At 72.0% G+C, this 22,903-nt stretch carries 16 protein-coding genes; 3 read left to right on the plus strand and 13 right to left on the minus strand.

Features of this window, described 5'->3' with window-relative positions:
* Positions 1-168 precede the first annotated feature (168 nt).
* From ACFW01_RS22810 to ACFW01_RS22830, 5 genes are all read right to left on the minus strand, one after another.
* On the minus strand, positions 169-3,192 hold the full coding sequence (locus ACFW01_RS22810) for a glycoside hydrolase family 38 C-terminal domain-containing protein (RefSeq protein ID WP_234955551.1): 3,024 nt from the start codon (positions 3,190-3,192) through the stop codon (positions 169-171).
* 126 nt (positions 3,193-3,318) lie between these two features.
* The gene (locus ACFW01_RS22815; RefSeq protein ID WP_234955549.1) at positions 3,319-4,605 is read right to left on the minus strand and encodes a cellulase family glycosylhydrolase; all 1,287 of its coding nucleotides are present in this window, start codon (positions 4,603-4,605) and stop codon (positions 3,319-3,321) included.
* A 31-nt stretch (positions 4,606-4,636) separates the two neighbouring features.
* Entirely contained in the window at positions 4,637-5,551 is a 915-nt protein-coding gene (locus ACFW01_RS22820; protein WP_234955546.1) for a carbohydrate ABC transporter permease, read from the minus strand.
* Entirely contained in the window at positions 5,548-6,474 is a 927-nt protein-coding gene (locus ACFW01_RS22825; RefSeq protein WP_234955544.1) for a carbohydrate ABC transporter permease, read from the minus strand. The genes ACFW01_RS22820 and ACFW01_RS22825 overlap by 4 nt, the downstream gene beginning before the upstream one ends.
* A 6-nt stretch (positions 6,475-6,480) precedes the next feature.
* Complete coding sequence (locus ACFW01_RS22830) at positions 6,481-7,773, minus strand: sugar ABC transporter substrate-binding protein (protein WP_234956166.1); 1,293 nt, start codon at positions 7,771-7,773, stop codon at positions 6,481-6,483.
* Between the two features lie 242 nt (positions 7,774-8,015).
* On the opposite strand from ACFW01_RS22830, the gene ACFW01_RS22835 reads away from it, so the two are divergent.
* Positions 8,016-9,062 (plus strand): LacI family DNA-binding transcriptional regulator, encoded by a 1,047-nt coding sequence (locus tag ACFW01_RS22835; RefSeq protein ID WP_234955541.1) that lies wholly within the window; start codon positions 8,016-8,018, stop codon positions 9,060-9,062.
* 112 nt (positions 9,063-9,174) lie between these two features.
* Positions 9,175-10,518 carry an amidase gene (locus tag ACFW01_RS22840; protein WP_234955538.1) on the plus strand — a complete coding sequence of 448 codons (1,344 nt, stop codon included), beginning with the start codon at positions 9,175-9,177 and terminating at the stop codon, positions 10,516-10,518.
* A gap of 17 nt (positions 10,519-10,535) precedes the next feature.
* Here the strand turns inward: ACFW01_RS22840 and ACFW01_RS22845 are convergent, their stop codons facing one another.
* Together ACFW01_RS22845 and ACFW01_RS22850 are read right to left on the minus strand one after the other, a co-directional pair.
* A complete protein-coding gene (locus tag ACFW01_RS22845; RefSeq protein WP_234955536.1) occupies positions 10,536-11,018 on the minus strand; it encodes a GNAT family N-acetyltransferase in 483 nt (160 codons plus the stop codon).
* A 56-nt stretch (positions 11,019-11,074) separates the two neighbouring features.
* Entirely contained in the window at positions 11,075-11,251 is a 177-nt protein-coding gene (locus tag ACFW01_RS22850; protein ID WP_234955534.1) for a hypothetical protein, read from the minus strand.
* Between the two features lie 471 nt (positions 11,252-11,722).
* On the opposite strand from ACFW01_RS22850, the gene ACFW01_RS22855 reads away from it, so the two are divergent.
* On the plus strand, positions 11,723-12,163 hold the full coding sequence (locus ACFW01_RS22855; RefSeq protein ID WP_234955531.1) for a hypothetical protein: 441 nt from the start codon (positions 11,723-11,725) through the stop codon (positions 12,161-12,163).
* Positions 12,164-12,182: 19 nt separating this feature from the next.
* Here the strand turns inward: ACFW01_RS22855 and ACFW01_RS22860 are convergent, their stop codons facing one another.
* The 6 genes from ACFW01_RS22860 to glgA all read right to left on the minus strand — a co-directional run bounded on the left by ACFW01_RS22860 (position 12,183) and on the right by glgA (position 22,873).
* Positions 12,183-13,676 (minus strand): SDR family NAD(P)-dependent oxidoreductase, encoded by a 1,494-nt coding sequence (locus ACFW01_RS22860; protein ID WP_234955529.1) that lies wholly within the window; start codon positions 13,674-13,676, stop codon positions 12,183-12,185.
* Positions 13,677-13,779: 103 nt separating this feature from the next.
* The gene (locus ACFW01_RS22865; RefSeq protein WP_234955527.1) at positions 13,780-15,120 is read right to left on the minus strand and encodes a wax ester/triacylglycerol synthase family O-acyltransferase; all 1,341 of its coding nucleotides are present in this window, start codon (positions 15,118-15,120) and stop codon (positions 13,780-13,782) included.
* A 166-nt stretch (positions 15,121-15,286) separates the two neighbouring features.
* Positions 15,287-17,605: a GH92 family glycosyl hydrolase gene (locus ACFW01_RS22870; RefSeq protein WP_384506086.1), complete on the minus strand. Its 2,319-nt coding sequence runs from the start codon at positions 17,603-17,605 to the stop codon at positions 15,287-15,289.
* Between the two features lie 48 nt (positions 17,606-17,653).
* Positions 17,654-20,272, minus strand: coding sequence for a PA14 domain-containing protein (locus ACFW01_RS22875; protein WP_384506089.1), 2,619 nt, complete (start codon positions 20,270-20,272; stop codon positions 17,654-17,656).
* 165 nt (positions 20,273-20,437) lie between these two features.
* A complete protein-coding gene (gene glgC, locus ACFW01_RS22880) occupies positions 20,438-21,658 on the minus strand; it encodes a glucose-1-phosphate adenylyltransferase (RefSeq protein ID WP_234955521.1) in 1,221 nt (406 codons plus the stop codon).
* 51 nt (positions 21,659-21,709) lie between these two features.
* Positions 21,710-22,873: a glycogen synthase gene (gene glgA / locus ACFW01_RS22885; RefSeq protein WP_384506092.1), complete on the minus strand. Its 1,164-nt coding sequence runs from the start codon at positions 22,871-22,873 to the stop codon at positions 21,710-21,712.
* Between the last annotated feature and the right edge of the window lie 30 nt (positions 22,874-22,903).

A 22,903-nucleotide genomic window follows, 5' to 3' on the forward strand; every position in this document is an offset into this window, starting at 1 on the left:
CCGATCCCAAGCCCTACGTCTGGACGAAGACCGCAGACGAGATCCTCGAACGCCTCGCCAGCTATCTGAACAGAATTCCTGACTCAAAAGACTAGCGGCGCGGGCCCGGCCCACCGGGTGGCGGACCGGGCCCACGGGGTGCGTCAGGGTCTGCCCGGCGGACAGGCCCTAAGCGCGCTTCAGCCGCAGGGTCATCAGCTGGAACGGACGCAGCCGTACGGCGATCCGGTCGCCGTCGGTCTCGACGGCGTCCTCCGTGTCGGCGAGCGGGCGCTCCAGGAGGTCGGTGACCTCCACCCCGGCGACCGGGAAACCGGCCGTCAGGGTGGACCGGACGCGGCCGCCGTGCGCCTCGTGGAAGCGGACCACGACGTCACCGCTGCCGTCGTCGGCGAGCTTGACGGCGGTGACCACGACCGCGTCCCGGTCGGCCGTCACCAGCGGCGCGACCTCCCCGGAGCCGGTGACCCGCCGCTCGGGCAGGTTGATCCGCCAGCCCTCGCGCACCGCGTCGCCGATGTCCGCGCCGGGCACCAGCGCGTGCCGGAAGCGGTGCACGCCCTGGTCGGTCTCGGGGTCCGGGAAGCGCGGGGCGCGCAGCAGGGACACCCGGACCGTGGTGGTCGTACCGGCGTCGCCTTCGGTGCGGACGGTGCGGGTCACGTCGTGGCCGTACGTCGAGTCGTTGACGACGGCCACGCCCCAGCCCGGCTCGGCCAGGTGGACGAAGCGGTGGTTGCAGGCCTCGAACTTGGCCGCCTCCCAGCTGGTGTTGGTGTGGGTCGGCCGGTGGAAGTGCCCGAACTGGGTCTCCGACGCGTACCGTTCGGCGTGCACGTCGAATGGGAAGGCCAGCTTGAGGAACTTCTCCGTCTCGTGCCAGTCCACCTCGGTGTCCACGTCGAGGCGCCGCTCCCCCGGCGCCAGGGTCAGCACCTGAGTGACGCGGGAGGAGCCGAAGGAACGGACGATCCGCACCGAGGCGCCGTCGTCCCCGGGGGCGCTCTCGTCGACGTCGGTGAGGTCGGTGACCGTGTTGCGGTAGAACTCGTCCACGTCCCAGGCGTCCCACATGTTCGGGAAGTCGGGGTGCAGCTGGAGCAGATTGCCAGCGGTGCCCGGCGCGATGGTCTCGCGGTCGGCGGCGAGGTCGTACGCCGACACCACCAGCCCTTGGCCGTCGATCTCGACCCGGAGCATCCCGTTGTCCAGGACGTGTCCGCCTCCGGGGCGGGGGGTGACCTCGGTGCGGCCCTCGGCGGCGGGGGCCGCGGCGGCGCCCGCCTGGACGCCGGAGCGGGTGTGCGGGGCGGAGTTGAAGACCAGCGGGGTGTCGCCCTGCCCGGCCAGGGCCCGCTGGGCGGCGTCGATGACGGCGTTCAGCTCGTCGGCGACGCGGTCGTAGGTCGCGCGGGCCTCGCGGTGCACCCAGGCGATGGAGGAGCCGGGCAGGATGTCGTGGAACTGGTGCAGCAGGACCGTCTTCCAGATGCGGTCCAGGTCGTCGTACGGGTAGGGGAACCCGGCGCGCACGGCCGCGGTGGCCGCCCACAGTTCGGCCTCCCGGAGCAGGTGTTCGCTGCGCCGGTTGCCCTGCTTGGTCTTGGCCTGGCTGGTGAGGGTCGCGCGGTGCAGTTCGAGGTACAGCTCGCCGACCCAGACGGGCGGCTGCGGGTTCTCCGCCTCGGCCTTCTCGAAGAAGGCGTGCGGGGTCTCCCAGGTGACCGTCGCCGAGCCCTCCAGGTCGCGCAGGCGGGCCGCCTTGGCGATCATCTCACGGGTGGTGCCGCCGCCCCCGTCGCCCCAGCCGGTCGGGGCGAGGGAGTGCCGGGCGACGCCCTTGTCCTTGAAGTTGCGGGCCGCGTGCGCGATCTCGCTGCCCTTCATGGAGCAGTTGTACGTGTCGACGGGCGGGAAGTGCGTGAAGATCCGGGTGCCGTCGATGCCCTCCCAGCGGAAGGTGTGGTGCGGGAACTTGTTCGTCTGCGACCAGGAGATCTTCTGCGTCAGCAGGTACTTGGCGCCGGCCGCCTTGATGATCTGCGGCAGCCCGGCCGCGAAGCCGAAGGTGTCCGGCAGCCACGCCTCGTCGTTCTCGACGCCGAACTCGTCGAGGAAGAACCGCTTGCCGTGCACGAACTGCCGGGCCATCGCCTCGGAGCCGGGCATGTTGGTGTCCGACTCCACCCACATGCCGCCGGCCGGCACGAACCGCCCGTCGGCGACGGCCTTCTTCACCCGGGCCCACACCTCGGGCCGGTGGTCGCGCACCCACGCCCACTGCTGCGCCTGGGACATGGCGAAGACGAACTCCGGCTCGTCCTCCAGGAGAGCGGTCATGTTGGAGGTGGTGCGGGCGACCTTGCGCACGGTCTCGCGCAGCGGCCACAGCCACGCCGAGTCGATGTGCGCGTGGCCGACTGCGCTGATCCGGTGGGCGGACGGGACGGCGGGGGCCGACAGGACCTCGCTGAGGCGGGAACGCGACTCGTCCGCCGTGCCGTTGACGTCCTGGAGGTCGATGGCGTCCAGCGCCTTGTCGATCGCGCGCAGGATCTCCCAGCGGCGCGGCGAGTCGACCGGCAGCTCGGCCATCAGCTCACCGGCGACCTCCAGGTCGAGCACCAGGTTCCACACCGTCTCGTCGAGGACGGCGAGGTCCATGCGGGCCAGCCGGTACTGCGGGTCGCTGCCCGCGGTGTCCTGGTCGCCTAGGTGGGTGGGCACGAAGGGGTGGTAGTCGAGGATGACGGGGTTGGAGGCGGCCTCGACGTGCAGGCGCACCTCCTCGCCGCCCTCGACGGGGGCGCCGATCCGCACCCACTGGTTGCGCGGGTTGAGGCCCTTCACCGGGGTGCCGTCGGGCCGGTAGACCAGGCCCTCGCACTGGAAGCCGGGCATGTTCTCGTCGAAGCCGAGGTCGAGGATCGCCTCGACGGTCTTCCCGGCCCACTCCTCGGGGACGGTGCCGGTGACGCGGAACCAGCTGGTCCCCCAGGGCGCGCCCCAGCGGGCGCCGACCTGGATGGGCTCGGGCTTCGCGGCGAGTCCCTCCTCGACCGGGACGGGCTCGCCGGGCGCGTGCCACACCGCCACGTCCAGGGGGACGGACTCGGGGTAGAGGGCGGGGCGGACGCGCTCGTCGAGGACGCGCTTGAGGCGGGCTTCGACCAGGTTGCGGTCGTCATGCATGAGGGGTGCTCCTGGTGGACGGGGCGGGTGCGGGCGGTGTGGGGGGTTACCAGGTGTGGATCGCGGTGGCGGGCCGGGATGTGGTGTACAGCTCCCCCACCGCGCTTGGTTCGAACCGTACGGAGGTCACGGGCGGGCGTCTGCCCGGCGGACGCGGAGTCCGTGCGGGGTGGGCGACACCTGGTCGGGCGTGACGACCTCGGTGATGCCCCGGGCCGCGAGGTGTCCGGTGTCGGCGGCGCGGGTGTCCAGGACGGTGGTGGGGCGGGCGCCGTCGGCGACCAGGTGGAAGAAGGCGTCGAAGACCGGGCCGCCGGGGGCGCAGGCCGAGCGTGTCGCCGGGTCGGCGGGGACGGCGAGGGCGGTGGTGCGCGGGGCGGGGGCGGGGTGGGTCCCCTCGCGGGCCGCGAGCGCCGCGCGGGCCAGGACCCGGGCCGTGTCCTTGGAACGGCGGTCGTTGGTGAGCAGTCCGAGGCCGTACTCCAGCTCGGGGAAGTCGGCCAGCTCCCGGGACACGTCGTGCGAGCACCACCAGGTGACGCCCCACAGGTCGGGGCAGTCCAGGGCGTTCGCGACGGTGGCCTCGGTGAAGGCGGCGGCGTGCTCGGCGGGGACGAGGGGCGCAGGGGCGCCGACCTCCTGGAGCCAGACCGGGCGGCGGGGGTCGTCGGCCCACGCCTTGCTCAGCTCGATCAGGTAGGCGGCGTGGTGCTCGCTGGGCACGGAGGTGCGGCCGTGGCGCTGGGCGGTGCCGTTGAAGACCCACGAGTGGACGGCGGTCACCGCGCCCCGCCGGGCGGCCTGGGCCGGGGTGAAGGGCTGGTCGTCCTGGTACCAGGTGGCGTCGTACTCGGCGTGCAGGTGCATCCCGCCGGGGGCACCCTCCTCGCAGGCGGCAAGCATCCGCTCCAGCCAGGTGTCGATCTGCTCGCTGGTGGCGCGGTCCGGGTCGGGGTGGGGTCCGGCGGAGAACTGGTTGACCTCGTTGCCGAGGGTCATGCCGAGGAAGTTGGGCCGCCCGGCCAGCGCTGCGGCGAGGGTGCGCAGGTAGGTGGCCTGTCCGTCGATGACCTCGGGGTCGGTGAAGAGGTTGCGGCGGTGCCAGGTGCGGGTCCAGGCCGGCACGTAGTCGAAGCTGCTCAGATGGCCCTGGAGGCCGTCCACGTTGACGTCGAGGCCGCGTTCGCCGGCCGCGTCGACCAGCGCGACCAGGTGCCCGACGGCGCGCTCGCGGATCAGGGAGCGGTTGGGCTGGAAGTAGGGCCACAGCGGGAAGACGCGGACGTGGTCCACGCCGAGCGCGGCGATGGAGTCCAGGTCGGCCCGGACCGAGTCGAGGTCGAAGTCGAGCCAGTGGTGGAACCACCCTTCGCTCGGGGTGTAGTTGACGCCGAAGCGCACGGCAGGGGGCATGCGGTGTCCTTGTGGGGAAGAAGTACGTGGATCAGCCCTTGACCGCGCCCTCGCCGACGCCGCGGAAGAAGTACCGCTGGAGGCAGGCGAAGAGGGCGATCAGCGGCGCCACGGCGATGATCGTGCCGGCGGCGACGAGGCGTTCGTCGTTGGCGAAGGTGCCGTGCAGGTAGTTGAGGCCGATGGTCAGGGTGAACTTGGACGGGTCGCTCAGCACGATCAGCGGCCACAGGAAGTCGTCCCAGGCGCCCATGAAGGCGAAGATCGCGACGACCGCGAGGGTGCCCTTGACCGAGGGCAGCGCGATCCGGCAGAACCGCTGCCAGACGTTGGCGCCGTCGACGTAGGCGGCCTCCTCGATCTCGTAGGGGAGGTTGAGGAAGGCGTTGCGCATGAGCAGGACGTTCAGGGCGCTGACGCAGCCGGGCAGCAGGACGCCGACCAGGGTGTTGTTGAGGCCCAGCTCCCGCATGGTGGTGAACTGGGCGATGATGATGCCCTCCACCGGCACGAGCATCGCCAGGATGAACACGAGGGTGGCGACGCGCCGGCCGCGGTAGCGCAGCCGGGCCAGGGCGTATCCGGCGAGGGCGGCGCCGACGCAGTTGGTCACCACGTTGGCGGCCGCGACCTGCAGCGAGTTGAGGGCGTAGTCCCAGACGGGGATGGTGTCGGCGACCCGCTCGTAGTTGTGCAGGGTGGGATCGGAGGGCAGGAACTTCGGCGGCGAGCTGAAGATGTCCTCCGTCGGGCCCTTCAGCGAGGTCGACAGCTGCCACAGGAACGGGCCGATGGTCAGGGCGAGGACGCCGAGCAGGAGCAGGTAGCGCAGGACGAGTTCCCAGACGCGTACACGCCGGCCGTGCTCGTCGGTGATCCGGGGTTCCCGTTCCCGCGCGGCGGCCCGGGGCTTCTCCGTGGGCCGGGTCTTCTCCAGGACGCTCACGACTCCTCCTTCCGGTCGGCGCGCAGGACGAGCAGCATCAGGGCGACGGTGACGACGAAGACGACGACGGAGATGGCGGAGGCGTAGCCGACCCGGCCGGTCAGGCCGGTGCCGGTGCGCTGGACCAGCATGACGAGCGTGGTGTCCTCGCCGGCCGGGCCGCCGCTCGGGCCCGCCATCAGGTACACCTCGGAGAACACCTTGAAGGCGGCGACCGAGGACAGCGCGGCGACCAGCACCATGGTGGAACGGACGGCGGGCACGGTGACGGTGAGGAAGCGGCGGACCGCGCCCGCGCCGTCCACTGCGGCGGCCTCGTGCAGTTCGCGCGGGACGTTGGCGAGCGCCGCCAAGTAAATGATCATGTAGTAGCCGAGGCCCTTCCAGACCGTGACGGCCATGGCGCTGAGCAGGATCAGCCACTGGTCGCTGAGGAAGCCGATCGGACTGGCGCCGACCGTCTCCAGCAGGGAGTTGACCAGGCCGCGCTCGTCGAGGAGCCAGACCCAGATCAGCCCGACGACGACGATCGAGGCGACCACCGGGGTGTAGAAGGCGGAGCGGAAGAAGGTGATGCCGGGGATGTTCTTCTGCACGAGCAGGGCGAGCAGCAGCGGCAGCAGGACGAGCGCGGGGACGACCCCGAGGACGTACAGGGTGCTGTTGCGCAGGCCGGTCCAGAACATGTCGTCGTGCAGCAGCTCGCGGAAGTTGGCCAGGCCCACGAACTCGCCCGGGACCAGGGTCCGGCGGTCCGTGAAGGAGTTGACGAGCGTCGAGACGAACGGGTAGAGGATGAACGCGCCGGTGATCAGCAGCCCGGGGGCGGCGAACAGCCACGGGCTGGAGGGAAGCTGGCGCCGTACGCGCCGGGTGCCGCCCTCGCGGGTGTGCCGGGTGCCGGTGACGGTGGGACTCGCCATGACGTCTCAGCCCTGCTGCTGGAGGAGCCGGTCGCACGCCTTGACAGCGTTGTCCAGGGCCTCCTCGGGGCTCTGCTTGCCCTGGAGCGCCTTGGCGACCTCGTTGCGCAGCTCGGTCTTCATCTGCTCGCTGAACAGCACCGGCGTGTAGTTGACCGCGTTCTTCAGCGACTTGGCGGCGGCGACGCGCACGCGGGTCTCGTCGGTTCCGTCCTCCTTGGTGAAGTACGGGTCGTCCAGCGAACCGGCGGTGCTCGGGAAGATGGCGACCTGCTTGGCGAACGACATCTGGTGCGCGGCGTCGGTGACGAAGTGCGCGAAGGCCACCGCGGCGGGCTTGCGCTGGCTCTGCGCGTTCACCATGAGGCCCATCACGTACATGTTGACGTGCCCGGTGCTGGTGATCTGGTCGGTGATGCCGATGTTCTTGTACAGGTTCGGGGCCTGCTTCTTGAAGTTGGCGAGGTCGAGCGCGCTGCCCGGGTTCATCGCCACCGCCCCGGTGAGGAACTTCTTGCCCGAGGACTCGGGGGTGGCGGTCAGCGCCTGGGAGTCGAGCGCCTTGGCCTCGTACAGCTCCTTGTACCGGGTGAGGAGCTGGACGCCCTTGGTGTCGTTGAACGTGAAGGCGGTGCCCTCCTTGTTCATCAGCGGTACGCCGTAGCGGCCGAAGTCCTCGATGGTGGGGACGTTGGCGAGGGTGGCGGTGTCGCCGCCGGTCCTGTCCGCGATCCTCAGTGCGGCGTCGAAGACCTCGTCGTACGTCTTCGGCGGCTGCTCCGGGTCGAGTCCGGCCTTCTCGAAGAGGGACTTGTTGTAGAAGAGCGGGCCGGTGTTCAGGTACCACGGGAAGGCGTACGTGCCGTCCATGCCCGGTATCCGGTGGCTGGCCCAGGCACCCTCCAGGTACTCCTTCTCGTACTGGCCGGCGGCCTTGTCCAGGTCGAGGGCGAGGCCCGCCTTGGCGAGCGGGGCGACGAGGTCCGGGGAGACGTTGACGACGTCGGGCAGGGTGCCGCCGGCGGCGTCGGCGCTGATCTTGTCGGCGTAGCCCTCGCCGGGCTGGTCGACCCACTTGACCTCGGTGCCCGGGTACTTCTTCTCGAAGTCCGCGATCAGGTCCTCGAAGTAGGGCTTGAAGTTGGCCCGCAGGTTCCAGGTCTGGAAGGTGATGTCGCCCTCGACCTTGCCCGAGGCGTCGGTCGAGCCCCCGCCGTCGCCTCCGGAACCGCAGGCGCTGAGCGGGAGGACGAGGGCGGCGACGGCGGCGACGGCGAATGTTCTGCGCGAGGTGGGCACGGTGACACGTCTCCTGAAGGACGTCGGCGACTGGATGGCAGCGACCATGCACGGCACGTTCGGGGAAAGTCAATGGATTCACGAGAACTAATGCGATTGAGACGACATTAGCCCAGCTCAGAGCGGTGCACGAAGGCACTTGCCAGCTAAGACTAATGCGCTTTAGGATCTTTCCACTCAAGCGCTTTAGCGTGCTGTGTCCAGAAGGCGCTTTCGTTCACGTTCCGCAGAAGGGAGCGCGCATGCCGGCCAAGCGGCCCGCCGCGCGCCGGCCGACGATGAAGGACATCGCGCGGCGGGCCGGGGTATCCGAGAGCGCGGTCTCGTTCGCGCTGAACGACCGGCCGGGGGTCTCCGAGATCACCCGGGACCGGGTCCGCCGGGTCGCCGAACAGCTCGGCTGGCGGCCCAGCACGGCGGCGCGGGCGCTGTCCGGGGAGGGTGCGGCGACCGTCGGCTTCGTACTGGCCCGGCCCGCGCACACCCTGGGCGTGGACTCCTTCTTCCTGCAACTGGTCTCGGGCATCCAGGAGGTGCTGGCGCGGCGCCATCTGGGCCTGCTGTTCCAGGTGGCGCAGGACGTCGAGGACGAGTGCGCGGTCTACCGGCGCTGGTGGGCCGAACACCGGGTGGACGGCGTCCTGGTGGTCGACCCGCGTACCGACGATCCGCGCCCCGACCTGCTCGACGGACTCGGGCTGCCCGCCGTGGTGATCGGCGGCGCACCGGACGAACGTCATCCGGGACTGTCGACGGTGTGGGCGGACGACGCGGGCGCGATGGCCGCGCTGGTGGACGGGCTCTACGCGCTCGGCCACCGGCGGATCGCGCACATCGCCGGTCTGCCCGGCCTCGCCCACACCGAGCGCCGGATCCGGGCCCTGCGGGCCGAGGCCGGGCGGCGGGGCCTGACGGAGGTCGAGTCGGTGACCACCGACTACTCCGACGCGGAGGGCGCCGCCGTCACCCGCCGGGTCCTGGAGGCCCCCGTCGCACCGACCGCGCTGATCTACGACAACGACGTGATGGCCGTCGCCGGGGTCGCCGCCGCGGCGGAGCTGGGATTCTCGGTGCCGGCCGACGTCTCCGTGGTGGCCTGGGAGGACTCCGCGCTGTGCCGCATGGTCAAGCCGTGGCTGTCCGCCCTCTCCCGGGACAGCGTGGAGTTCGGCCGGACGGCGGCGACCGAGCTGACCGCCCTGCTGGACGGCGGCCCGGCCCGCACGGTGCGGGTGCCGGTGCCGCGGCTGATCGAGCGGGACAGCACGGGCCCGGCCCGGTCGTCCTGAGCCGGGCGACCCGGGGGGCGGCCGGGGCCTCGACGCGGAGGCGGGCGGGCGGGCAGAGTGCTGTCTGCGTACTCGCCGGTAATCCCGTTCCACCGCACCCCGAGGAGCCCTCGTGACCGACTGGGCAGGCCGCACCGCCGCAGAGATCGCCGCCGCCGTCCGCGAGAAGCGGACCACCCCCCGCGAGGTGGTGGCGGAGCACCTGGCCCTGATCGAGCGGCTCGACGGCCGCGTCGGCGCCTTCCGCACGGTGCGCGCCGAGGCGGCGCTCGCCGAGGCCGGGGAGACCGGCGCCCGGGGTGATCTCGGCGAACTGCCCCTGGCCGGCGTGCCGGTGGCGGTCAAGGACAATCTCGCGGTGCGCGGCGAGTCCACCCGGGTCGGCTCGGCGGCGACCCCGGACACGCCGGCCGGGGCCGACCACGTCACCGTCGCGCGGCTGCGGGCGGCCGGTGCGGTGGTGGTGGGCCTTACCAACGTGCCCGAGCTGTGTGTGTTCGGCACCAGCGAGGGCGTGCACGGCACGGTCCGCAACCCGTGGGACCCGGCCCGCTCCGCGGGCGGTTCCTCGGGCGGGAGCGCCGCCGCGGTCGCCGCCGGGATGGTACCCCTCGCGCTGGGCAACGACGGCATGGGTTCGCTGCGGATACCGGCGGCCAACTGCGGTCTGGTCACCCTCAAGCCGGGCCACGGCGTGGTGCCGGCCGGCATCGGCGAGGGCGACTGGTTCGGCATGTCCGAGAACGGGCCGCTGGCCACCACCGTCGAGGACGCCCGCCTCATGCTCGCCGTCCTCGCGGACACCGCCGCGCCCCGCCGGGCGGACTCCGGCGCCCTGCGCGTCGCCGCCTCCCTGCGCAGCCCCCTGGCGGGTGTCACCGTCTCCCGCCCCTACGCGGACGCCGTCCGGGAGGCCGCCGGGGTGCTGATGCGGGCGGGGCACCTGGTGCGGCGGGCGGACCCGTCCTACCCGGCGTCGCTGAGCATGACCGCGCTCACCCACTGGACGGCGGGCACCTCGGTGGACGCCCGCCACCTCGACCGGCGGCGGCTGGCCCGGCGCACCCGGGTGCACGCGGCTCTCGGGCGGCCCTTCGTCCGCGGGGTCACCACCGGCGCGGCCCGTGACGCGCTGCGCGGGCGCCTGGAGCCGTTCTTCGCTCAGTACGACGTCCTGCTCACGCCCGCGCTGGCCCGCCGCTCCCCCAAGGCGGGCCCCTGGCACGAGCGGGGCTGGCTGCGCAACATCGCCGCCAACTCGGCGTACTCGCCCTTCACTCCGCCGTGGAACCTCACCGGCTGGCCCGCGATGACGGTGCCCGTCGGTTCCCTGCCGTCGGGCGCCCCCTGCGCCGTCCAGCTGGCCGGGCGCCCCGGGTCGGAGGCGGCGCTGCTGGAGCTGGCGGAGCGGATCGAGGCGCTGCGACCCTGGCGGCGGACGGCCCCGGTGGAGTGACGGGGCGGGCCACCGGGCTACAGGGCGCGGTGCATGACGTGCAGGCCGACCCGGCCGTGGCGCGGATGGTCGAAGGCGTCCGGCACGGTGCCCAGGATCGTGAAGCCGAGCGAGGTCCACAGCCGTACGGCGGGGTTGGTCTCGACGACGGCGTTGAAGACCATGCCCCGGTATCCCTCGGCGCGGGCGGCGGCCAGGACGTGTTCGGCGAGGGCCCGGCCGGTACCGCGGCCGGCCCGGTCCGGGTCGACCATGAAGCCGGCGTTGGCGACGCGGGCGGCGGGGCCGCCGTAGTTGGGAGTGAGGTAGGCGGAGCCGACGACGGCGCCACGGTCGTTCTCGGCGACGTAGACGCGTTTGGCGGGGTTCATCCACAGGGACCGGGCGTCCTCCTCGGACGTGTCCCGGTCCCAGGCGTAGGTCTCGCCGGCGGCGACGATGCGGTGCCAGAAGGGCCAGATGCGCGGCCAGTCGTCGGGAGCGGCTTCCCTGATCAGCATGGGCGTGAGTCTCGCACGCCCATGCGTCCGGCGGCTGCCCGGGGGGCGGCGCGGGCTCAGTCCACGCTGGGCAGGATGTGGGGCTCGGCCAGGTCGTCCTCGTAGCCCGCCAGGCGGATCGGGGCGGACCGCGCCCACACGTCGAGGCTGCCGATCTCGCCGGGCCGGCGGTGCGCACGCTCGGTGCGTTCCTTGGGGCGCTGCTCTGGGCTCGTCGTCGTCTCCGGTGTCACCGCGCACTCCTTATGTGTCGGATCACCCTCGGGGCCTGTCGGCCAGTCTTCCGTCCGGCACCGGGCCCCCGCTCGGGTGTGGGTCGAGATGCACTACGGACGCGGTGGCGCCGGTACCTCGCAGGAGAGCAGACCGCTGTGCACCGGCTGCCCCCGGACGGACCTCGGGTGTGGGTAGTGCCCTGTGCTGCGGTCCGCCCGATCCAGATTAACCAAATGAGCGGGGGTGCGCTCTATGGGGCTCAAAACATGGGAGAACCATTGCCCTTCGCCCCGCGCACAGTTGGCACCAGTTTGCCGTGATTCCTCCCCGTCCGCACGGTGCGATGCTCACCCGTTCGGCCCAACCGCCGACCGCTCCTTCGAATGCCGGCGGCCACGGTCGCGCCGTTCAGTCGCCGTTGGCTGCGGCGCAAGCTCGCCATGGTCTGCTGCCCGTCGGCAACGGCTGTCTCGCGGGAGGACCGGGACATGGAACTGCGCAGCGTCGAGGAGCTGATGGACCTGCTGTACGCCTGCCGGGGCGAGCGGTCCGGGGAGTACGGCGGTGAGACCGTGGACCTGCACGGGCACGCGCTGCGGACCGCGGCGCTGCTGCGGCGGCGCCGCCCCGCCGACAAGGAGCTCCAGGTCGCCGGTCTGGTGGCGCCCGTGGGCCGGCTGCTGTGGCCCGGCGCCCCGGCCGTCCGGACCGCCGACGCGGTGCGGCCGCTGCTGGGCGCGCGCGTCGCCCGGCTGCTGCGCCGGGTCGCTCACCCCGAGGCGTGGGCGCACGACGACGACCTGGCCGGCCTGCACCAGGCGGCCGAGGAGGCGCGCACCGCCGTCTTCGACGCCGGTGTCCTGGAGGACTGGCGCCCGGTGCTGGAGCTGACGGCGGCCCGCAACTCGCGGCTGGGCGCCGTCGACTAGCGCTTTTCCGGCCCTCTGGTCACCACTTGCCGGGCGCGTAGTCCTTGAGGAAGACGCCGTACAGGTCCTCGCCCGCCTCGCCGCGCACGACGGGGTCGTAGACCCGGGCCGCGCCGTCGACCAGGTCGAGCGGGGCGTGGAAGCCGGCCTCGGCCAGGCGGAGCTTGTCGTAGTGCGGACGCTCGTCGGTGATCCAGCCGGTGTCCACGGAGGTCATCAGGATCCGGTCGGTGTCGAACATCTCCTGGGCACTGGTCCGCGTCACCATGTTCATCGCGGCCTTGGCCGCGTTGGTGTTCGGGTGGCCGGCACCCTTGTAGCCGCGGGCGAACACCCCCTCCATCGCGGAGACGTTGACGACGTAGGCGCGGCCCTTGGACGCCCGGCGCGCGGCCTCGGCCATCGAGGGCCTCAGGGCGCTGATGAGGATGAACGGCGAGGTGTAGTTGCACAGCTGGGTCTCCAGCAGCTCCACCGGGGAGATCTGCTCGATGGTCTGCACCCAGGTGTTGGAGTCGACGACGTCCGGAACGAGGCCGCCCGCGTCGATCGCGGTGCCCTCGCGGTGCCGGACCACGCTGGCGTGGCCGGCGACCAGGGCGAGGTCGGCCACCTTCTGCGCGTCCAGCCCGGAGGTGCCGACGGGCAGCGCGGCCAGCCCGTCCACCGCACCGGAGTTGAAGGCGCCGATGACGTGGTGGGCGGGCAGCTCACCGGCGGGCAGCGGGGCGCTCTCGCCCTCGACGAGCGCGGCGTACGCGGAGGGCAGGCGCCGCACGGTCTGCGTGGCGTTGTTGATCAGGATGTCGAGCGGGCCCGGCTCGGTGACCCGCTCGGCGAGGGCCACGGCCTGCGCGGGGTCGCGCAGGTCGATGCCGACGACCTCCAGGCGGTGCAGCCAGTCCGCGGAGTCGTCCATGGCCTTGAAGCGGCGGATGGCGTCCTTGGGGAAACGGGTGGTGATGGTGGTGTGCGCGCCGTCGCGCAGCAGCCGCAGCGCGATGTACATGCCGATCTTGGCGCGGCCGCCGGTGAGCAGCGCGCGCTTGCCGGTGAGGTCGGCGCGGGCCTCGCGGCGTTCGCGGTTCTCGGCGGCGCACGTCTGGCAGAGCTGGTGGTAGAAGTAGTCGACCTCGACGTAGCGCTGCTTGCAGATGTAGCAGGAGCGCGGGCGCTGCAGTATTCCGGCGATCCGCCCCTGCTCGGTGCGGGAGGAGGGCAGCAGGCCCTCCGTCTCGTCGTCGATGCGCTCGGCGGAGCCCGTGGCGGTGGCCTCGGTGACCGCCTTGTCGTGGGCGGTCTTGGCGGCCCGGCGGTCCTGGCGGCGGCGCTGCTTGACCATGCGGTAGATGTGCGAGGTGGCCCGGCGCACCCGGATCGCGTCCGGGTGGTCGACGTCGAGCCCGTCGAGCTCCTCCAGCACGCTCAGGCAGACGGCCAGCCGCTCCGGGTCGATCCCGGGGCCGTACACCGCCTCGTCCGTGCTCGCCGCACCGTCCTGTGTCACCGTCATCGCCGCTGCCGTTCCCTGGTCACCGTCGCGGCGCTCCATGACGCGACCGCTGTCGAACAGCGGATTTTATTCAGCGCCGGGCCCGGATCCAAACCCGCCGGGGTCAGGGCCCGCACGCCGTGAGCAACGTCTCCACCTCCTCGGCGAGGGCGAGCGCGAACCGGTCGAGGTCGGGCACCGCTTTCGCGTCGGCGACCAGGCCGTAGTGGACCTGCCCGCGGTACGTCGAGACGGCCACCGCCAGGGAGTGGCCGCGGGCCAGCGGGGCCAGCGGGTAGACCTCGGTCAGCGGGTGGCCGCCGAGCCGCAGCCCGAGGCTGGGCAGCGGGACGCTGGTGACCAGGAGGTCGAACCAGAGCCGGGCGGCGCCGGAGACCAGTGGCCCGCCGAGCCGGTGGCCGAGCGCCGGGACGTGGTCGGCGAGCAGGGCGACGGCTCCGGCGCCCCGGCCCGGTCCGGCGTCCTTGTTGCGGTCCATGGCGGCCCGGACCGTGCCGAGGCGCGACAGCGGGTCGGGGTCGCCCACCGGAAGCCGCATCAGGTAGCCGGAGAGCCGGTTGCCCGGCGGGTGGGCGGTGCGCGGGCGGCGCTTGGAGACGGGGATCAGGGCGCGGGGGGCGACGCCCTCGCTGCCGTCGCCGCGCTCGTCCAGCCAGCGGCGCAGGGCCCCGGCGACGACCGCGATCAGTACGTCGTTGACGGTGCCGCCGGTGGCCTTGCGGACGTGGTGCACGTCGTCGAGGTCGATCGCGACGCCCGCGATCCGGCGGGTGCCGGAGGACTCGGCGGTGAGCGCGGCCGAGGAGCGCACGTCGAGGGTGGACAGGGCCGCGGCGGCGCCGATGTCCAGCGCGCGGCCCGCGTCGGACAGGGCGCCGCGCAGCCGGTCCGGCAGGGCGCGCACGTCCGGCAGGAGCCCGCGCGGGGGCTGCTCGGGGCGGGGCCGGGGGGCGGGGAGGTCCATCGGGTCGAGGACGCCCGCGGCGAGGGTGAGGGCGCGCAGGCCGTCGGCGAGGGCGTGGTGGAACTTGAACAGCACCGCGAAGGAGGCGCCGTCCGCGCCCGGCAGGACGTGCGCCTCCCACGGGGGCCGGCCGCGTTCCAGGGGCCGTTCCATCAGGCGGCCGGCTCGGGCGTGGAAGTCCGTGGTCGGGGCGTGCAGCCGTACGTGGTCGAGCGGGTCGAAACGCGGGTCGGGTTCGCGGGTGGCGCCGCCGAACGCGAACGGGCGGCGCAGCGCCAGCGGCGGCTGCCAGGTGTCCCGGATCCGCATCCGCAGTCCGGGCACCGCGGGCGCGCGGGCGGCGAGCAGGTCGGCCGCGTGGGCGCCGGCGGTGGGCGACCGGGCCTCGAAGACGCCGAGCGCGCCGAGGTGCATGGGGTGCTCGGGGGACTCGATGTTCCAGAACGCCAGGTCGAGGGGAGCGAGCGGATCGGGAGTCAAGGGTCTGCCTCGCAGGGACGACGCGTCGACAACGGATGGACAAGCAGTCAATCGTCCTCTGCCGATTACGGTCAAGTACGATCAAGCTACGCACAGTTAACAGGAGATTAAAGTCCCGCCCCTTTTGGCAGGGGCGGGACTGCTGTGACTCATGGGGCGTCTGTGCTCACGTCAGCGGCGGTGGCACCGCCTCGGCCGAGGTTCCCCACCCGGACGGGTGCGGGCCGACCGTGAACCCGAGCGACCGGACGGAGCGCAGGGCATCAGTCGTGAGGTACGTCCGGTCGTAGGCCGCGCCGTCGGCGCGGGCCGACTGGATGTACCGGTCCGTGTCCGAGGTGCCGGGCGCCGTGACGGTCAGGGCGCCGCGCGGGTAGTAGCGGCGGTCGAGGCTGAGGTCGACGCGGTCGAAGACCGGGGTGGACAGGCCCCAGGTGTCGTAGCCGGGCTGGATCGGGAAGATCCCTATCGAGGACAGCACGTTCCAGGCGGACATGGTGCCGAGGTCGTCGTTCCCGGTCATGCCGGTCGGCGTGTCCGTGAACAGGGTGAGCGCCGCGTGCACCACGTCGGTGGTCTTCCAGGGCTGCCCGGTCGACAGATAGGTGTAAGGGGCGATCAGGTCGGGCTCGTTCTGCGGGTTGTACTTGTCGGCGTTGTAGTAGTCGTACGGCCCGTTCACCCACACCTCGCGGGCGGTCTTCGCGGGGTCGGCGAGGAGCTGGTCGTAGGCGAAGAAGGAGTCGAGCCGGTCGTTGGCTGCCTCGGTCCCGCCGATGAGGTCGATCATGCCGGGCAGGTCCTGCGGCACCAGCCACTGGTACTGCCAGGACGTGCCCTCGTGGAACCCCTCGCTCTGCGCGGGGTCGGCCGGGCCGGTGAAGGCCCCGTCGGCGTCGCGGGCGCGGAAGAAGCCGGTCGAGGCGTCGAAGACGTGGCGGTAGCTCCCGGTCCGCTCGGCGTACCGCCTGGCGTCGTCGTCGTGGCCGAGGTCGCCGGCCATCCGGGCGAGCATGGCGTCGGACAGGGCGTACTCCAGGGTCGCGGAGGCGCCGTGGTCGTAGTCGGAGTCGCCGGGCTTGGCGTGCGGGCGGCCCTTGACGTAGGGCGCGAAGCCGTCGGCGAGGTACTCGCGGTTGGCCTCCCGGCCGACGGCGGGCGAGTCCGCGGGCGGCACCCCGTCGGCGTTCTTCCGCAGGGCCCGGTAGGCCCGCTCCTCCCAGCCGTGCAGCAGGCCCTGCTGGTAGGCGTTGGTGAGGAAGGGCGTCACTGGGTCGCCGGTCATGATGTTGGTCTCGACCGTGCCGTAGCCCCACTTGGGCAGCCAGCCGCTCTCCTCGTCGATCTTGATGACGGAGATCGCCATGTCCCGCGCCTCACCGGGCGCGAGGAGGGCGAGGAGCTGTGACTGGGTGCGGTAGGTGTCCCACAGGGACCAGTTCTGGTAGTACGTGAAGCCCTTGGCGCGGTGGATCTCCTGGTCCCAGCCGGTGTAGCGGCCGTCGACGTCGCTGCCGACGTTGGGCGCGAGGAAGGACCGGTAGAGGGACGAGTAGAAGGTGCGGCGCAGGGTGTCGTCGCCGCCCCGGACCCGGACGTCGTCGAGCCGCTTCTCCCAGGTGCGCTGCGCGCCGTGGCGCACGGCGTCGAAGGAGCGTCCGCCCTCCGCGCGCAGGTTGAGCGCGGCGCCCCGCGCGTCCACGTAGGACAGGGCGGTGGTGGCCTCGACGGTGCGGTCCTTCGTGGTGTCGAAGCGGACGTAGGCCCCGTCGCCGCCGGTCTTCGCGCCCGCGGTCACGGTGGAGTCGTCCCAGGTGCCGTGGGAGGCGAAGGGCCGGTCGAAGCGGGTGACCGTGTAGACGGTGTAGGGCTCGGTGTCCTGGCAGAAGCCGCTGCCGGTGATCGCGGTGCGCACGGTGCGGCTGTCGAGGATCTCGACCTCGGTGCTGATGTTCTTGTGCAGCGACTGGCCCGCGTTGAGCAGGACGTTGGCCTTGTCGGTGGCCGGGAAGGTGTAGCGCTGCACACCGGTGCGTTCGGTGGCGGTCAGCTCCGCGTCGACGCCGGATTCGAGGCCGACGCGGTAGTAGCCGGGGCTCGCCTCCTCGTCGTCGTGGCTGAAGGGGGCGGCGTACTTCGCGTAGTCCGTCTCGGTGACGTCGCCGGTGGTCGGCAGCACCGGCAGGTCACCGCCGAGGCCGCAGCCGACGCCGGAGAGGTGGACCAGGGAGAAGCCGCGGATGTGGGTGTCGGAGTGGTCGTAGCCGGTGTTGTGGCCGGTGTCCGGCGAGAACTGCACCATGCCGAAGGGCACGGCGGCCCCGGGATAGGTGTTGCCCTCGTTCTCCGTCCCGATGAACGGGTTCACCAGGTCGGTCAGGTGCCGGTCGGTCGTCGGGGCGGCCTGCGCCGCCGGGGCGGTGAGCAGCGCGGACGCTGCCACCACCCCGGCCACGCACAGCCGCAGACGCCGGGTGACTCTCATGTGCGGTGCCCTCCGGAGGTTCTGCCGTGCGGTTCGTGGTGCGGGTGCTCAGCCGGTGCATCCCGCCGGGGCGGGCTGCGACGCGTCGCGGATCAGTGCCTCGTGGGCGGCCTTCACCCGCTCGACGTCCGGTTTGAGGACCTTGCGGTCGTACGTCGTCAGGCCGTTCAGCTCGCCCTCGACGTCCGAGATCTGGGTGTAGACGGCGCCGTTGCCGCCCCGGCAGACCAGGGCGCGGACCTCGTCGAGCTTGGTGAGGTAGTCGTCCGTGTAGGTCTGCGGGTCGACGTCGACGTACGACTGCTGCACGGACCAGGCGTGACCCGGTACCGCGAGGCCGAGGCCGCCGTACTCGCCGGAGACCAGGGCGCGTTCGCCGTCCGGGGACGGCGGCAGGGCGGGGCTCGGGTAGCCGTGCTCGTCCATGATGTCGCCGGCGCCGCCGTCGGCCCCCAGGTTCAGGCCCGACTGGTTGTTGACGAGGCGGGTCGGGTCCCATGCCTTGGCCTGTTCGGCGACGCGCTTGATGTCGTACTGGCCCCAGCCCTCGTTGAAGGTGACCCACATGATGACCGACGGGTGGCTGACGTGTTCGTCGATCATCTCCTTCATCTCGCGTTCGTACTCGGCGCGGGCGGCGGCCGACGGGTTCTTCCCCGCGGTCATCGCGGGCATGTCCTGCCACACCAGCAGGCCCAGCCGGTCGGCCCAGTAGAACCAGCGGTCGGGTTCGACCTTGATGTGTTTGCGCACCGAGTTGAAGCCGAGCCGCTTGTGCAGCTCAAGGTCGTACGCGAGGGCCTCGTCGGTGGGGGCGGTGTGCAGGCCGTCCGGCCAGAAGCCCTGGTCGAGGGTGGCCATCATGAAGACCGGTTCGCCGTTGAGCATGGTGCGCGGTACGCCGTCCACCTTCTCGACGGCGATGGAGCGCATCCCGAAGTAGCTCTCGACGCGGTCGTGTCCGACGGTGACCTTCAGGTCGTACAGGAACGGGTCGTCGGGCGACCACAGACGCGGGTCTCGGATCCTCAGGGTCAGCGGCTCACCGGTACGGCCGCTCACCGTGGCGACCTTGCGGTGCCCTGCGTACGCCGTCGCCCTCACCGGAACGCCGTCGCGCACGCCCTTCGGCTCGACGGTCAGGGTGCCCGGCGCCGCCCCGTCGACGTGCGGGGTCAGCTTGAGGGACTCGGCGTGGTCCCGGGCGACCGGTTCCATCCAGACCGTCTGCCAGATGCCGGAGCTGGGCGTGTACCAGATGCCGCTCGGGTCCAGGCGCTGCTTGCCGACCGGCGGGTTCTCGCCGTCCGCCGCGTCGGTCGGGTCGTAGACGCCGACGATCAGCTCCTGGGTGCGGCCCGGCTTCAGCGCGTCGGTGACGTCGGCGCTGAACTTGTCATAGCCGCCCTTGTGGTCGGCGACCTTGGTGCCGTTGACGTACACCTCGGACTGCCAGTCGACGGCGCCGAAGTTGAGCTTGAGGCGCTGTCCGGAGCCGATGTGCCAGTCGCGGGGCACGGTGAAGGTGCGGCGGTACCACATGCGGTCCTCGTGCCGCTGGATTCCGGAGAGCTGGGACTCCACCGGGTACGGGACGAGGACGCGCTCCTTCAGGTTCTGGCCGACCGGAGGACTCTCACCGGCCTCGGCTGCGGCGAACTGCCAGCGGCCGTTGAGGTTCCGCCACTCGTCGCGGGTCAACTGCGGGCGCGGGTACTCCGGGAGGGCGTTGTCCGGTCCCACCTCGTCGGCCCAGTCGGTGCGCAGCTCGTAGGTGGAGTGGTTGCCGCCGCTGCTCCAGAAGGCGTTGACAACGTTGCCTTCGGTGTCGGTGAGGCCGCCTTCGCCGTCGTAGCGGACGTCGGCGGTGCCGGGTGCGTCGCCGTTCTTGTTGCCGACGACGGGTTCACCGAGGGCGACGAGCAGGGCGCTGGGGTCTGCCGGGTCGACCTTCGTCCCGCCGAGCGGCCACTTGGCGCCGCCGATCACCGCTTCGAGGTGGTCGGTGAGACCGTCGGGGGCGGCGGCGAGGGGGCTCGCGAAGTCCAGCCTGAGGGTGCGGCCCGTGGACTGGACGGCGGTCGCGGTGGCGCCGTTGTAGTCGAAGCCGTCGGGCAGGCGGAAGGCCGACTGCGGGATCGCCTCCTTGGCGCCGCCGGGCTCGGTCCAGCGCAGGTGCAGGTTGGAGCCGCCGAAGTGCTCGAAGTACTCCAGCTTGATGTCGTAGGACTGCCCCGCCGTCAGCTCGACGGGCGCGGAGGTCTGTTCGCGGTCCCAGTCGTCGACCCAGTGGTCGACGGCGAGCCGGTCCCCCACCCAGAGGCGGAAGCCGTTGTCGCCCGTGATCGAGAAGGTGTGGGCGCCGCTCTTCTCCGGGACGAGCTTGCCGGTCCAGCGGACGCTGACGTCGTCCGACTGCCCGGTGGCGAAGGCGAGTCGCGGTTCCAGGGTGGCGAAGTCGACCTGCGGGTCGAAGCCGGTGGCCTTGAGCTCGTGGAAGTCGAAGGCGCCGGGGGCGGACTGGGTGTAGTACTCGCCCTTGAGGCCCTGGATATCGTCGGCGGCCGTGTCCGCCGCGTGCGCGGCCGGTACGGCGGCGAGGCCCGCCGCGCCGAGCGCGGCGACGAGGAGCAGCGCGAGTTTGTCTCTGAGTCGTTTGGTGCGCACGGACCCTCTCCTTGGGAACGGGTGGTGGCCGATGGCTCAGGACATCGATGTCATACCGTTCGTACATCGATGTAACAGCAGAGGCATGACAACACGGATTCCGCTTCGCGTCCAGGGACATGACAACGGCCCAGGAGGCCCAGGGGTACGACGTCGGCCCGGCCGTCAGGGCACCCGCTGCGCCTTGCCGAGCGCGATCACACCGCCCTTGGAGACCGTGTACAACTCACCGTCCCGGTCCGGGTTGACGCCGATCGTCGCTCCCGGGGGCACCTCGACGTTCTTGTCGAGCACCGCCCCGCGCACCACCGCGCCCCGGCCGATGTGCACGTTGTCGTGCAGCACCGAGCCCTGGACCACCGCACCCGGGTCGACCACCACGCCCGGCGAGAGCACGGAGCGGGTGACCTGTCCTCGGATCAGGCAGCCCGCGCTGATGATCGACTCGCTGGCGATGCCGCCGGCGTTGAAGCGGGCGGGCGAGAGCTGCGCGGAGTGGGTGTAGACGGGCCAGTCCCGGTTGTAGAGGTTGAACGCGGGCCGTTCGGCGATGAGGTCCATGTGGGCGTCGTAGTAGGCGTCGAGGGTGCCCACGTCCCGCCAGTAGCCCTGGTCCCGGGTGGTCTCCCCCGGCACATGGTTGGCGCTGAAGTCGTAGAGGGCGGCCTCGCCCCGGTCGGTGAGCTGGGGCAGGATCGAACCGCCCATGTCGTGCACCGAGTTCTCGTCCTCGGCGTCCCGGTGCAGGGCCTCGACGAGGGCCTTGGTGGTGAAGACGTAGTTGCCCATCGAGGCGAAGACGCACTCGGGGTCGTCGGCGAGTCCGGGCGGGTCGGCGGGCTTCTCCAGGAATCCGGTGACGGTCTGGCCGTCGGAGCCGGGAGTGATCACGCCGAAGGCCGACGACTCGCCGCGCGGGACGCGGATCCCGGCGACGGTCACTCCGGCGCCGGACTCGATGTGCTGGGCGACCATCTGCCGCGGGTCCATCCGGTACACGTGGTCGGCGCCGAAGACCGCGACGTACTCGGGCTGTTCGTCGTGCACCAGGTTCAGGGACTGGAGGATCGCGTCGGCGCTGCCCAGGTACCAGCGCGGGCCGAGACGCTGTTGCGCGGGGACCGGGGTGACGTAGTTGCCCAGCAGGCTGGACATCCGCCAGGTGGTGGTGATGTGCCGGTCCAGCGAGTGCGACTTGTACTGCGTGAGGACGCAGATGCGCAGGATGTCGCCGTTGACCAGGTTGGACAGTACGAAGTCGACCAGCCGGTAGGTGCCGCCGAACGTGACCGCGGGTTTGGCGCGGTCCGCGGTCAGGGGCATCAGCCGCTTGCCCTCTCCGCCCGCCAGCACGATGCCGAGCACCGAAGGACCTCCACGACGCATGGGCCGCTCCCCTCACCCTCGTTCACCCTCGGCTGCCCCGGGGCGGGACGCCTAAGCCTGCTTGAGGATCTCCTCGTAGAGCCGGACCGTGCGGCGGGCGATCGCGTCCCAGCCGAACTCCTCCACCGCCCGCTCGCGGCCCGCCTCGCCCATCCGCCGGGCGGTCGCCGGGTCGCCGAGGACGGAGTCCAGCGCCCGCGCGAGGCCCGCCTCGAACGCGTCGTCCCGGCCCTCGGCCCTGGGGACGAGCACGCCGGTCTCACCGTCCGCCACGACCTCGGGGATACCGCCGACCCGGGAGGCCACGACCGGGGTGCCGCAGGCCATGGCCTCCAGGTTCACGATGCCCAGGGGCTCGTAGACCGAGGGGCAGACGAACACGGCGGCGTGCGTGAGCAGTTGGATCACCTCCGGGCGCGGCAGCATGCGCGGGATCCAGTGCACGCCCTCGCGGGCGCGGCTCAGCCCGGCGTAGAGGTCGCGGAACTCCTGGTCGATCTCGGGGGTGTCGGGGGCGCCGGCGCACAGCACGACCTGCGCGGCCGGGTCGATGTCCCGTACCGCGCGCAGCAGGTGCGGGACGCCCTTCTGCCGGGTGATGCGGCCGACGAACAGGACGTACGGGCGGGAGCGGTCCAGCCCGATCCGGTCCAGGGCGTCGGTGCCGGGGTCGGGCCGGTAGAGGGCGGTGTCGATGCCGTTGTGCACGACGTGCACGCGGGCGGCGTCCAGGGCCGGGTAGCAGCCGAGGATGTCCTCGCGCATCGCCCCGGAGACGGCGACGACGGCGTCGGCGGACTCGACGGCGGTGCGCTCGGCCCAGCCGGACAGCTCGTAGCCGCCGCCGAGTTGTTCGGCCTTCCAGGGGCGCAGGGGCTCCAGCGAGTGGGCGGTCACCACGTGCGGGATGCCGTACAGGAGCTTGGCGAGGTGGCCGCCCAGGTTGGCGTACCAGGTGTGGGAGTGGACCAGTTCGCGGCCCTCGAGGGCGGCGGTCATGGCCAGGTCGACGGAGAAGGTGCGCAGCGCGTCGTTGGCGCCGTCGAGTGCGGACCAGGGGCGGTGGCGCAGCACACCGTCGGTGCGGCCCTCGCCCCAGCAGTGCACGTCGAGGTCGACGAGGCGGGCGAGTTCCCGGGCGAGGAACTCGACGTGGACACCCGCGCCCCCGTACACGTCCGGCGGGTACTCCCGGGTCAGCAGTCCCACACGCACCCGGAACCTCCCGTCTTAGCGGCTGGTCCC

This window comes from Streptomyces sp. NPDC058985, assembly GCF_042740985.1.
Taxonomy (GTDB): Bacteria; Actinomycetota; Actinomycetes; order Streptomycetales; family Streptomycetaceae; genus Streptomyces.

Excerpts from the sequence above, each read along its gene's own strand:
- ACFW01_RS22810 (WP_234955551.1), bottom strand. The coding sequence starts at position 3,192 with ATGCATGACGACCGCAACCTGGTCGAAGCCCGCCTCAAGCGCGTCCTC.
- ACFW01_RS22815 (WP_234955549.1), bottom strand. The coding sequence starts at position 4,605 with ATGCCCCCTGCCGTGCGCTTCGGCGTCAACTACACCCCGAGCGAAGGG.
- ACFW01_RS22825 (WP_234955544.1), bottom strand. The coding sequence starts at position 6,474 with ATGGCGAGTCCCACCGTCACCGGCACCCGGCACACCCGCGAGGGCGGC.
- ACFW01_RS22835 (WP_234955541.1), top strand. The coding sequence starts at position 8,016 with ATGCCGGCCAAGCGGCCCGCCGCGCGCCGGCCGACGATGAAGGACATC.
- ACFW01_RS22845 (WP_234955536.1), bottom strand. The coding sequence starts at position 11,018 with ATGCTGATCAGGGAAGCCGCTCCCGACGACTGGCCGCGCATCTGGCCC.
- ACFW01_RS22855 (WP_234955531.1), top strand. The coding sequence starts at position 11,723 with ATGGAACTGCGCAGCGTCGAGGAGCTGATGGACCTGCTGTACGCCTGC.
- ACFW01_RS22860 (WP_234955529.1), bottom strand. The coding sequence starts at position 13,676 with ATGACGGTGACACAGGACGGTGCGGCGAGCACGGACGAGGCGGTGTAC.
- ACFW01_RS22870 (WP_384506086.1), bottom strand. The coding sequence starts at position 17,605 with ATGAGAGTCACCCGGCGTCTGCGGCTGTGCGTGGCCGGGGTGGTGGCA.
- glgC (WP_234955521.1), bottom strand. The coding sequence starts at position 21,658 with ATGCGTCGTGGAGGTCCTTCGGTGCTCGGCATCGTGCTGGCGGGCGGA.